Here is a 12,346-nt window from a genome sequence, read left to right on the forward strand (position 1 = left end):
TGTTCTCCGCGGTGTACGAACCCGAGGGTGGACGGCGCCGAGATGCCTGCACGGACGCGGCGGACCTATGCGGGATGTTCCGTAGTCCTCCGGAAGAATACCGATACAGTGCGCTGTGCCCCGCCAATAGCGTTGGCGATGTCGATTCCGACGGGGAGAAGTCCGATGCCGGTCAACCGCGATGCGACGCGCAGGTTCATGGCAACGGCGACTCCACTGGCTTCGTGGCGCAAGCGGCCGGCTGTGCGAGAACTTCGGCCGGACGGCTGCGCGCGCCGGCTGCTTCGGCGGCGGACCGGTTCCGCGGCCGAACGAGTCGAGAGCGGCCGCACGATCGCAGTCGTCGCCGAGTGAAGGCATGACGCCAGCGTCCGCTTTGCCGCAAGGCGCCTCCCCGCGCACAGTGTCCGTCAGCGGCGGGCCTGCCCCGGCTTGGCACGCACTGCCGCCGGCGGAATGCCTCGCGCGGCTCGATGCGCACAGCAGCGGGCTCGACGCCGCCGAGGTGCGAAGCCGCCGCGAACGCGACGGCGCCAACATCCTTCCCCAAGCGGCCCGATCCTCGCCGCTGATCCTGCTGCTTCGCCAGTTCCGCAGCCCGCTTATCTATCTGCTGCTTGGCGCGGCGGCGTTTTCGCTGGCGATCGGCCATGCGGGCGACGCGGGCTTCATCTTCGCCATATTGCTGCTCAACGCGCTGATCGGCGCGGTGCAGGAAGGCCGCGCCGGAGCCGCCGCCCAGGCGCTGGAAGCGATGGTCAGGCAGACCGCGCGCGTCCGGCGGGCGGGGCGCACCGGCGTGGTGGACGCCGCCGATCTGGTGGCGGGCGACATCTTGCTCCTCGAATCGGGCGACCGCATTTCCGCCGACGCACGCCTGCTCGACAGCCGCGGCCTCCATGTCGACGAATCGCTGCTCACCGGCGAAGCGCTGCCGGTCGCGAAGGACGCAGGCGCGCGAACCGGAGCGGACACCCCCGCCGCCGACCGCGTAACGATGGCGCACGCCGGCACCATGGTGGTGGAGGGGCGCGCCACGGCGCTCGTCGTGGCGATTGGAGAGAACACTCAGATCGGCGCGATCGGCACCGCGCTGGCATCGGCGCGCGCGGTGCCGCCGCCGCTCGTCGTCTATCTCGAGCGCCTGTCGCGGCAGATCGCCGTGGCCACGGTCCTGCTCATCCTGCTGCTCGGCATCGCGATGGCGGCGCGCGGCGCCGGTGTTTACGACATCCTCCTGCTCGCCGTCGCGCTGGCGGTCTCGGCGATTCCCGAGGGGCTGCCGATCGCAGTGACGGTGACGCTCGCCGCCGCAACGAGCCGCATGGCCAAGCGCAACGTGATCGTGCGGACGCTTCCGGCAGTCGAAGGGCTCGGCGCCTGTACCCTGATCGCGACCGACAAGACCGGCACGCTGACGCGCAACGAACTGAGTGTCGAGGCCGTGCTGCTTCCGGACGGGGCGCGCATCGATCGCCCCGGCTGGTGCGACGTCTTCGATCGGCTCGAGCCGATCGCGCGCGCGGCGGTGCTGTGCAACGAGGCCGAGCGCACCGCCGGCGGCGAGCCGGTGGGCGACAGCGTCGACGTGGCGCTGCTGCGTTTCGGCGGCGATGTCGGCATCGACGGCGAGGGCGCGGTGCGCGAGGCGCTGTTCGCCTATGAGCCGGTCAATCGCTTCGCCAGCGCCGCGGTGCGCGTGAACGGGCGAACGATCGTCTATGCCAAGGGCGCGGTCGAGACGGTGGCGGAAATGTGCGACCACGCCGACCCGGCGCTGATCGCCGCGGCGGAACGATTGGCGGGCGACGGCTTCCGAGTCCTCGCGCTCGCGGGACGCGACGTGGCAAGGCTCGACGAGTGCGCGCTTTCCGCGCCTTCGGGGCTTGCGCTGCTCGGCTGCGTGGCGCTGCTCGATCCGCTGCGCGACGAAGCGATCGAAGCGGTGCGCCAGTGCCGCGGCGCGGGCATCGACGTGCGGATGGTGACCGGCGACCATCCCGCCACCGCGCGCACGATCGCGCGTCAGCTCGGCCTCGACATTCGCGAGGACGCAGTCGTCACCGGTGCCGATCTGCGCGCGCTGGAGCACGACCCGGCCGCATTCGACGCGCGCGTGGCGGCGGCGAAGGTCTTCGCGCGCACCGAGCCCGCGCAGAAACTACGCATCGTGGAGACGCTGCAGCGCGCCGGGCATTTCGTCGCGGTGACCGGCGATGGCGTCAACGACGCGCCGGCGCTCCAGGCGGCGCAGATCGGCGTCGCAATGGGGCGCGGCGGCACCGATGTGGCGCGCGGCGCCTCCGACCTGATCCTGACGGACGATAATTTCGCCTCGATCGTCGCCGGAGTCGAGGAAGGCCGCATCACCTTCGCGAACCTGCGCAAGATCGTGATCTTCCTGCTCGCCTCCGCGATCGCGGAGATCGGCATGTTCCTTGGCGCGGTGCTGGTCGGTCTGCCGATGCCGCTCACCGCGGTGCAGCTTCTCTGGAGCAATCTGGTCACCAATGGAGTGCAGGACGTGGGGCTCGCCTTTGGCCGCGGCGAGGGCGACGAGCTCACGCGCCCGCCACGCGGCGCGGGCAACCGTCTGCTCGACAGACGTGCGCTGACGCTGATGATCGCGCCCGCGCTCGCGATGGCGGTGGCCGCGCTGCTGCTGTTCGAGTGGCAGCTCGATCGCGGGAAGACCCTCGCGGAGGCGCAGAACGCCGTGCTGCTCGCCACGGTGCTGTTCCAGAACGTCTTCGTGCTGTCGATGCGGAGCGAGCGTCGGCCAATCTGGCGGACACCGGTTGTCGCCAACCCCCTGCTCGCGCTCGGTGTCGCCGCGGCGCTGCTTCTGCACCTCGGCGCGATGACGCTGCCGTTCCTGCAGGAGACTCTGGGAACGGGACTTCCTGACGCGCCGATGCTCCTGCTCTGCGGGGCCATTGCGGGACTGGTTCTCCTCGTATCCGAAGCGACCAAGGCGGTGCTGAAGCGCCGCTGATCGCCTCCGGCACGCAAACACTGCAGTGGCGGCTGGTTCGGGACCGAGCCGCGCAGCAGATTCGGGCTCACGGCGCCCGACTTGTCCTGGGATCGCACCGTCGCGACCGACATGTTCGAGACGAACCTGCCTCATGCGCCTGCATCTCGCATTGACAGGCGTTCGCCGCCCGATCAAATACTCAGACAAATATAAGAGTGGAGGATCGCTTGTCGGGTGTCACCCTGACGAATGTCAGCAAGGCCTATGGCGCCGTGCAGGTGATCGATCGCCTGTCGCTCGACATCGAATCCGGCGAGTTCATCGTCTTTCTGGGCCCGTCGGGCTGCGGCAAGTCGACGCTGCTGCGGATGATCGCAGGACTGGAAACCGTCGATTCGGGCGAAATCCACATCGGCACGCGGCGTGTCGACCCGCTGCCGCCCGGCGCGCGCGGGATCGCCATGGTGTTCCAGCATTACGCGCTCTACCCGCACATGACGGTGCGCGAGAATATGGCGTTCGGGCTGCGCAACGCGGGCGTGGCATCGGACGAGATCGACCGGCGCACGCAAGCCGCTGCCGAAAGCCTCGAGATCCGCGCGCTGCTGGATCGCAAGCCGGGACAGCTTTCGGGCGGCCAGCGCCAGCGCGTGGCGATCGCACGCGCGATCGTGAAGGAGCCCGAGTTGTTCCTCCTCGACGAGCCGCTGTCGAACCTCGACGCGGCGCTGCGGGTCCGTACCCGGCTCGAACTGGCGCAGCTTCACCAGCGGCTGCGCACCACCACCATCTTCGTCACGCACGACCAGGTCGAGGCGATGACGCTCGCCGACCGGATCGTGGTGCTCAATGCCGGCGGCATCGAGCAGATCGGCACGCCGATGGACATTTATCTGCGGCCGCGCACGCGCTTCGTCGCCGCCTTCGTCGGCTCGCCGACGATCAACCTGCTGCCCGCTACGCTGAGCCCCGCCTCGAACGGAGTGGCCCGCGTGCGGCTGCCCGACGGCAGCGAGCTGGAGACCGGGGTGCCCACCGCGGCTTTGGGCGACACCTCCGAACTGACGCTGGGGCTGCGTGCCGAATGCGTCCGCATCGCCGATCCGCAGTCCGCGCGGCTGCGCGGCACTGCCCGCGTGGTCGAGCGGCTGGGCGAGCGCACGCTGGTCCATGTCGCGCTTCCCGACGGCACGATGCTGGTGGCCGAGGACAGCGGCGTTTCGCAGGTCCGCGCCGGAGATGCCGTGGGACTCGCGGTCGAGGGCGGCGCGGCACATCTGTTCGATCGCGACGGCATCGGCCATCATCCGGCGGCCGCGCACTAGTGGCCAACAGCTTCTCGGAACCGACGGCCCCGCTGCCGGCCGCATCGCTTCGCCGCCTGCCCTGGCCGGCGACCTGGGATCACGCGCTGTTCGTGCTGCCCTATCTCGCGGTGTTCGTGCTGATGCTGGTGGTGCCGCTAGCAATGGGCATCGGGCTTTCGACCACCAAGGGCGATCTGTTCGGCATCGAGGAATGGGTGGGGCTCGCCAATTTCATCCGGCTGTTCGGCGACCCGATCTTCCTCGAAACGGTGTGGAACACCTTCTATTTCGTGCTGCTGACGGTGCCCGCACTGGCGATCCTGGGGCTCGCGCTGGCGCTGGTGCTCAATCGCCAGACGCGTTGGGCGGCCGTGCTGCGCACCATCTTCTTCGCGTCGACCGTGCTGTCGGTCACGGTCGTCACGCTGGTCTGGCGGCTGGTGTTCCTGCCCGACAGCGGCCTTCTGGGAGTGCTCGCCGAAAGCGTGGGCGCCACGCCGATCGCCTTCCTCAACGACGAGGATCTTGCCATGCCGGCGATCGCAGTCACCACCATCTGGTGGTGCATCGGCCTGCCGATGGTGCTGTTCCTCGCCGCGCTCCAGCAGGTGCCGCGCGACCTCTACGAAGCCGCCGCGCTCGACAATGCCTCGCGCTGGACGACGCTGACGAAGATCACGCTTCCGGCGATCCGCCGCACCTTCGTGCTCGTCATCATCATCGAGATCATCCTGCAGTTCCAGCTGTTCGGCCAACCGCAGCTGATGACGCTGGGCGGCCCCAATAACGCTACCCGCCCGATCGTGCTCTTCATCTACGAAGCCGGCTGGCGGCAATGGGAGCTGGGCTATGCCGCCGCCGCGGCGCAGGTGCTGTTCGTGATGATCCTGCTCGCCGCGATGGCGCAATATTGGGTCTCCAGCCGGAAGGACGGTCAATGAGCCGCCCCGGCACGAACAGTCGCATCGCGATCCTTCTGGTCGTGCTCGCCGCCGTGCTGATGCTGGTCCCGCTGCTCTGGGTGCTGGCGCTGTCGCTCAAGGCCAATGCCGAGCTGATGACCGATACCAATTCGGTGTTCCGCGGCCCCTATACGCTGGAGAATTACCGCACGCTGCTGGGCGATGGCCAGGTGTTCCGCTGGATCGGCAACAGCCTGATCGTCTCGCTGGGGATGACGGCGGGCGTGCTGATCCTCTCGTCGCTCGCCGGCTACGGCTTTTCGCGGCTGGAGTTTCCCGGCCGCAACGTCCTGTTCGTGGTCGTGCTGCTCGGCCTCGCCGTGCCCGAACAGGCCGTGATCATCGCGCGGCACCAGATGTTCAGCTGGGCCGAGCTGCACAACAGCTACGTCGCGCTGATCCTGCCCGGCCTGTCAGCGCCGTTCGGCGTGTTCCTGATGACGCAATATTTCCGCGCCATTCCCAAGGACATCGACGAGGCGGCGCTGCTCGACGGCGCATCGCGCTTCCGCATCTTCTGGAAGCTGCTGCTGCCGCTCACGATTCCGGCTCAGGCGACGCTGGGGATCTTCACCTTTCTCTCCGCGTGGAACGACTATTGGTGGCCGCTCGTGTCGGCGACCGACAAGGACATGTTCACGCTGACCGTCGGCATCGCCTCGACCCAGATGAACTTCGCCCAGACCGAAGGGCTCGGCTTCCTGATGGCGCAGGCGGTGTTCGCCGGATTGCCGATCCTGATCGTCTATCTCTTCTTCCAGAAATATATCGTTCAGGCAGTGGCGGGAGCGGCAGGACGATGAAGATGCGCGCCACCCTCGCCGGCATCGCCGCGCTGCTGCTCGCGGCCTGCTCGGGCGATTCCGACCCGCAGCGCACCGAACTGCGACTCCAGCGCTTCTTCGGCGCGTGCGAGGCGGAATATGGCCGGATGACCGATATTTCGAAGGCCGAGGGCGAGTGCGGGATCATGACCGCACTCATCAATCGGTTCGAAGCCGAGAACCCCGACATCGAGGTGGTCGAGAACATCGTCTTCTGGCCCGGCTACGACCAGCTGACCGCGCAGCTTGCCGCCAACGACGCCCCCGATCTGGTGACGATGCACGGATCGGTGATCGCCGATTATCAGGCGCGCGGACTGCTCGAGCCGCTGGGCGACAGCCTTGCGCGGTTCGGCGTGCCGCCCGCCGCGTTCACCGAGGCGGCACGCACGGCGGTGACGATCGACGGCACGGTGTGGGGCATGCCGATCGATACCTGGGCGCCGCTCTGGCACATCAACATGAACCTGTTCCGCGAGGCGGGGCTGGTCCGCCCCGACGGCTCGCCGATCCTCCCCTCCTCGCCCGAGGAGCTGTACGAACAGGCCGCGCAGTTCCGCGAGCGCACCGGCAAGCCCTATTTCGTGCAGGGCACCGCCAACGAATACGCCGCCTTCGCGCGCAACTTCTATACCTTCGTCATGCAGCAGGGCGGCACGCTCTACAGCGGCCCGCGCGAGGCGGATTTCACCACGCCGGAGGCACGACGGGCGCTCGAGCTGTTCAAGACCATCCATGACCGGAACCTGACGACCAAGAACCAGGATTACAGCGCGGCCGTATCGGGGTTTCTCAACGGCGACGGCGGCGTGTTCCTGGTCGGGACCTGGATGGTCGGCACGTTCAATGCCGAGGCGCAGACCGAAGGACGGCCGCTTTCCGGCGGCTATGCCGTGCGCCCCTATCCCAGCCTGTTCTCCGAGGACGTGACCTTCGCCGACGGGCACAATTGGGTGATGCCCGCCGACGGCGAGCGGACGCCGGCCGAGCGAGACGCGGCACTGCGCTTCCTGAAATTCTTCGCCGAACAGGATGGCGAATGGGCGCGCACCGGCCATCTGCCCGCATTTCAGGCAGTGATCGACAGCCCGCAGTGGCGCGCCCTGCCCCATCGCGCGGAGCTTGCCAGCCTGGCCGAGAACGCGCGGCCGCTGCGCAAGGATCTGCGCCGCCAGTTTCCGATCGAAACGATCGTCGGTCAGGAAGCCGCCGCCGCCATTTCCGGCGCCAAGCCGATCGACCGAGCGCTCGCCGACATGGAGCGGCGGGTGAACGCCATTCTCCAGAACCTGTAGGATTCAAGGAACCCCTCATGCTCAAGTCCCGCGTGATCGCCGACCGCGACTTCGTGATCGCCCCGCTCGACCGTCGCGTGTTCGGCAGCTTCGTCGAGCATCTCGGCCGCTGCGTCTATGGCGGCATCTACGAGCCCGGCCATCCGACCGCGGACGCGAACGGCTTTCGCGGCGACGTGCTCGCGCTCACGCGCGAGCTGGGGGTGAGCATCGTTCGCTATCCGGGCGGCAATTTCGTTTCGGGCTATGATTGGGAAGACGGCGTCGGCCCGAAGGAGGAGCGGCCGGTGCGCCTCGATCTCGCCTGGGGATCGACCGAGACCAATCAGTTCGGCACCAACGAGTTCATGGACTGGTGCAAGGCGGCGGACGTCGAGCCGATGTTCGCGGTCAATCTCGGCACCCGCGGCCCCGCCGAGGCGCAGAACTTCCTCGAATATTGCAACCATCCGGGCGGGACCTACTACGCCGACCTGCGCAAGAGCCACGGCTATGAGAAGCCGCACGACATCAAATTCTGGTGCCTGGGCAACGAGATGGACGGACCCTGGCAGACCTGCGCGAAGACGGCGCAGGAATATGGCCGGATCGCCACCGAGACGGCCAAGGTCATGCGCTGGACCTCCGACGGTCTCGTGCTGTCCGCCTGCGGCTCGTCGCATCGCGACATGCCGACCTATGGCGCGTGGGAATATGACGTGCTCGACCATTGCTTCGAGCACGTCGATTTCATCTCGCTTCACCAGTATTTCGAGAATCATGAGGACGACATCACGCTGTTCCTCACGGTGATCGACAAGCTCGACCGCTTCATCACCGAAGTGACGGCGATCGCCGATTCGGTCGCGGCCAAGCGGCGCTCCGACAAGCGGATCATGCTCTCGGTCGACGAGTGGAACGTCTGGTACCGCGCGCGGTCGGGCGAGCAGCTGCGTGGAGCGGGCTGGCCCGAGGCGCCGAAGCTGCTCGAGGAAATCTACAATTTCGAGGACGCGCTGATCGTCGGCGGTGCGCTGCTCACGATGATGAACCATGCCGACCGGGTGCAGGCGGCGTGCATCGCGCAGCTCGTCAACGTCATCGGGCCGATCATGACCGAAACCGGCGGCCCGGCCTGGCGACAGACGATCTTCCACCCGTTCGCGCAGGCGGCGCGCTTCGGCCGCGGCAACGTGCTGCGCGCCAAGGTGGAGACCGGCAGCTTCGCGGCGGGCACGATCGAGGACGCGCCGCTGCTGGTCAGCACCGTCGTCCACAATCCCGAGACCGGCACCGCGACCGTCTTCGCGCTCAACCGCAGCACCGATCAGGAGATGCAGCTCGACGTCGAACTGCGCGGCATGGGCGCCCGGGCATTGGTGCAGGCGGAGGAGCTGCACCACACCGATCTGAAGGCGATCAACTCCAAGGATGCCCCCGAGACGGTGGCGCCGATTGCCCATCCTGCCGCCGAGCTGCGGAACGACTGTCTTTCGGCGACGCTGAAGCCGCTGTCGTGGAATGTCTTTGTCACGAAGGCCGCGTGACAGCGCAGTTGTGCGAGGCGGGAAGGAGGCGGTAGAAGGAAGCATGCCGCCTGCTCCCAAGACTTCGAAAGCCGAGGACGCGCAGACGCGACGCAAATCGCTGCGCATCCATGGCGCGATTGCCCGCGATCTGGGAGTGCTGATCGTCTCCGGCCGCTACAAGCCGGGCGAGGTACTGAACGGCGAAGTGGCGGCAAGCGGCCGGCTGCAGGTCTCGCGCACCGCCTATCGCGAGGCGCTGCGCATCCTGGCGGCGAAGGGCCTCGTCGAATCGCGCCCCAAGACGGGCACGCGGGTGAGCCCGCGAGCGAAGTGGCATTTGCTCGATCCCGACGTGCTCTCGTGGATCTTCGAGTTCGAGCCCGACGAACATCTGCTCTCCAGCCTGTTCGAGCTGCGCCGGCTGATCGAACCCGAGGCGGCCGCTTTCGCTGCGCGGCGGCGAACGACTCGCCACCTCGACGAACTGGCACGCGCGCTCGAGGGAATGGCGACGCACACTCTGGCGTCCGAGGAAGGGCGCGTAGCCGATCAGGATTTCCACGCCGCGCTGCTCGACGCGTCCGGCAATCCCTTTCTGGCGACGCTGACCAGCGGCGTCGGCGCCGCAGTCGCCTGGACGACGATCTTCAAGCAGCGCAATTCACCGCTGCGCCGTGATCCCGTTCCCGATCACCAGCGCGTGTTCGACGCAGTCGCAGCAGGCGATGCCGATGCCGCGCGCCTGGCGATGTCCGAGCTCGTCGACATGGCGTTCCTCGACACCACCCGCTCGCAAGCGCCGAAGGTTCGGATCGCCCGCAGCGCGGCGCTCGACGTGCCGGAATAGCGGCGATCCGGCGCGCCATCGCCGGCGAGCATCGGGATGGCGCCCCGAGAGCCCGGACACTGGCGATGCCGCGCTCCCGACAGCTTCCGAACCCCTGGACGCGGCGTTTCTCGACGCCGCCGGTTCGCGCCGCGCCTCAGACCGCGGGCGCCGCCGTCTCGCTGTTCTTAATCTCGTGCGTCGGCTTGCTGCCCCACAGCGCATAGAAGAGCACATAGAGCTCGCACGCGGCAGTGAGCAGGAACGACATCTGCAGCCCGTAGAGATCGGCGAGCCAGCCCTGCACGACGACCAGTGCGCCGCCGGCGATCGCCATGATGAGCAGACCCGACCCTTCCTCGGTCAGCGGCCCGAGGCCGCGGATGCCGAGGGTGAAGATCGTCGGGAACATGATCGAGTGGAACAGCCCCACCAGGATCAGCGACCACATCGCCACCGAGCCGGTCGTGAAGACGGTCAGCATCATCACCACGAAGGCGCCGATGCTGGCCCAGGCGAGCACCGCCTCGGGCCGGACGGCCTGCATGATGAAGCTGCCGGCGAATCGGCCGACCATCATCCCGCCCCACAGCAGGAAGAGATAGTTGGACGCCTGAGCGTGCGTGAGATTGCCGATTTCGGGCGCCGAGATGAAGTTGATGAAGAGGTTCGAAACGCCGATCTCGGCAATGAGATAGATGAAGATGGCCGGGACGCCGAACACGAGGTTGCGGTGCCGCCAGAGCGAATGGCCCTTGCGCTCCTCGCGCGAGGCGCGCCGCGTCGCCGAGCCCATGTCGGGCAGGCGGAACTTGGCGATGACGATGGCCAGGACGAGCAGGACACCGGCGACGATCAGATAGGGCAGCTGCACCGACTGCGCATCGGCGAGCCGCTCGGCCTCGGTCAGCACGCGCCCCGCCTCGGCGGTTCCCGAGGTCGTGCGGCTGAGGATCAGATAGCCGCCGAACAGCGGCGCGAGCGTGGTGCCGAGCGAATTGAACGCCTGCACCAGATTGAGCCGCGACGAAGCGGTTTCCGGCGGACCGATCACCGCGACATAGGGGTTCGCCGCGACCTGGAGCAGCGTGATCCCGCTGGCGATCACGAACAGGGCGAACAGCGTAACGGCATAGGAAGGGATCGCCGAAGCCGGAATCATCATCAGCGCGCCGCCGGCCATCACCATCAGACCGGTCACCATTGCCTTCTTGTAGCCGATCCGCTCGATCAGCTTGGCCGATGGGATCGAGGCGACGAAATAGGCGATGAACCAGACGCTCTCGATCAGCGTGGTCTGGGTATAGGTGAGATCGAACACGCTGCGCAGGTGCGGCAGCAACGTGTTGTTGATGACGGTGATGAAGCCCCAGATGAAGAAGAGCGACGCGAGCACCCCGAGCGCCGCCCGATACACGGGATAGGCGCCACCGGTCGTGGAATCCGTCTTGCCGGCGCTCAGGTCCGGTGCGGGTGCGGGCATTCTGGAGTCCTCTTCCTTGAGATCAATCCGCCGACGGCCACCCGTCCGCACTCCACGTCAGGCGTCGGATGCGGAGAGTGGGAGCGCCGTTCAACTGCGTGTCATAGGCGTGATAGACGATATAGTCCTGATCGCTATCCTGCAGGATGGCGACATGGCCGCGGCCGACATAGCGGCTGCCGCTGCCCTGCCCCGACGCAAGGATCGGCGTTCCGCCGCCCTGCAGCATCGGATCCCCGTCGCGATCGAGATAGGGGCCGGTGGGCGACGTCGCGCGACCGACGACCGTGTTGTAGGTGCTGTTGCTGCCCTGGCAGCAGGAGTCGAACGAGACGAACAGATAATAATATTGGCCGCGACGGATCACGAACGGCGCCTCGACGGCACCGGGGTTCGGCCGGCGCGCGAGCGAATGGACGGTGGAGTCGCCGGCGAGGCGCAGTCCGGTCGCCGGATCGATCGCGATCATCTTGATCCCCGACCAGAAGCTGCCGAAGACCATCCACTGCCGACCGTCGGCATCGGTGAAGATGTTGGGATCGATCGCATTGAAATCGTCGGTCGTGTTCGATTCGAACACCAGCCCCTTGTCGGTCCAGCCGCTGGCGGGAGCCGAGGGATCGAGCCGGGTCGCCGTGCTGAGTCCGATCGCCGACCGGTTCGAGCCGAAGGTCGAGACCGAATAATAGAGGCGAAACTCGCCGTTCGTCTTCGAAATGTCGGGCGCCCACAGGCCGCGCGTGCCCGGGATCGTTGTCGCCGCCCAGCCGGGCAAGGCGGGAAAGACTGCGCCGCGCAGCGTCCAGTCGACCAGATTGGGCGAGGTGCGCATCGGCACGATGCCCTCGGCATCGCCCACATGACCGGTGGTGAAGAGATAATAGGTGTCGCCGTCGCGCAGGATCGCCGGATCATGCACCGGACGGATCGCGCCCTGCACTGCGACCGACGCCGGCGTAGCGGTCGGTGTGGGGGTCGGCGCAGGCGTAGGCGTAGGGGAGGGAGTCGGCGTCACGATCGGAGTGGGAGGCTTCGACGGCGCACTGGAGGCCGACCCGCTCGCGCCGCACGCGGAAAGCGCAGGGGCAAGGGCCAATGCGGCGGCTCCGACAAGCGACTTTCTCATACCGATCACTCCGTGCCTTCCGAAAAAAGGCCGGCGGC

At 67.5% G+C, this 12,346-nt stretch carries 9 protein-coding genes; 7 read left to right on the plus strand and 2 right to left on the minus strand.

The genetic code is table 11. The features are described from left to right. Window positions 1-403: 403 nt before the first annotated feature. From ACQ450_RS09480 to ACQ450_RS09510, 7 genes are all read left to right on the plus strand, one after another. A complete protein-coding gene (locus ACQ450_RS09480) occupies window positions 404-2,995 on the plus strand; it encodes a cation-translocating P-type ATPase (RefSeq protein WP_431469076.1) in 2,592 nt (863 codons plus the stop codon). A 209-nt stretch (window positions 2,996-3,204) separates the two neighbouring features. Then, window positions 3,205-4,302, plus strand: coding sequence for an ABC transporter ATP-binding protein (locus tag ACQ450_RS09485; protein WP_431469077.1), 1,098 nt, complete (start codon window positions 3,205-3,207; stop codon window positions 4,300-4,302). Further along, window positions 4,302-5,225 carry a carbohydrate ABC transporter permease gene (locus tag ACQ450_RS09490; protein ID WP_262503779.1) on the plus strand — a complete coding sequence of 308 codons (924 nt, stop codon included), beginning with the start codon at window positions 4,302-4,304 and terminating at the stop codon, window positions 5,223-5,225. The genes ACQ450_RS09485 and ACQ450_RS09490 overlap by 1 nt, the downstream gene beginning before the upstream one ends. Further along, window positions 5,222-6,049 (plus strand): carbohydrate ABC transporter permease, encoded by an 828-nt coding sequence (locus ACQ450_RS09495; protein ID WP_431469078.1) that lies wholly within the window; start codon window positions 5,222-5,224, stop codon window positions 6,047-6,049. The genes ACQ450_RS09490 and ACQ450_RS09495 overlap by 4 nt, the downstream gene beginning before the upstream one ends. Continuing rightward, complete coding sequence (locus tag ACQ450_RS09500; RefSeq protein WP_431469079.1) at window positions 6,046-7,365, plus strand: extracellular solute-binding protein; 1,320 nt, start codon at window positions 6,046-6,048, stop codon at window positions 7,363-7,365. Before ACQ450_RS09495 ends, ACQ450_RS09500 begins: the two co-directional genes overlap by 4 nt. Window positions 7,366-7,382: 17 nt before the next feature. Beyond that, complete coding sequence (locus ACQ450_RS09505) at window positions 7,383-8,891, plus strand: alpha-N-arabinofuranosidase (protein WP_431469080.1); 1,509 nt, start codon at window positions 7,383-7,385, stop codon at window positions 8,889-8,891. 43 nt (window positions 8,892-8,934) lie between these two features. Further along, window positions 8,935-9,720, plus strand: a complete 786-nt coding sequence (locus tag ACQ450_RS09510) for a FadR/GntR family transcriptional regulator (RefSeq protein ID WP_431469081.1) — start codon at window positions 8,935-8,937, stop codon at window positions 9,718-9,720. Window positions 9,721-9,856: 136 nt separating this feature from the next. Here ACQ450_RS09510 and ACQ450_RS09515 read toward each other — a convergent pair whose 3' ends face one another. Both ACQ450_RS09515 and ACQ450_RS09520 read right to left on the minus strand, forming a co-directional pair. Next, on the minus strand, window positions 9,857-11,182 hold the full coding sequence (locus ACQ450_RS09515; RefSeq protein ID WP_188053101.1) for a sugar MFS transporter: 1,326 nt from the start codon (window positions 11,180-11,182) through the stop codon (window positions 9,857-9,859). A gap of 22 nt (window positions 11,183-11,204) precedes the next feature. Further along, complete coding sequence (locus ACQ450_RS09520; protein ID WP_431469082.1) at window positions 11,205-12,308, minus strand: arabinan endo-1,5-alpha-L-arabinosidase; 1,104 nt, start codon at window positions 12,306-12,308, stop codon at window positions 11,205-11,207. Between the last annotated feature and the right edge of the window lie 38 nt (window positions 12,309-12,346).

It is taken from the genome of Sphingosinithalassobacter sp. LHW66-3, assembly GCF_050703275.1.
GTDB lineage: Bacteria > Pseudomonadota > Alphaproteobacteria > Sphingomonadales > Sphingomonadaceae > Sphingomonas.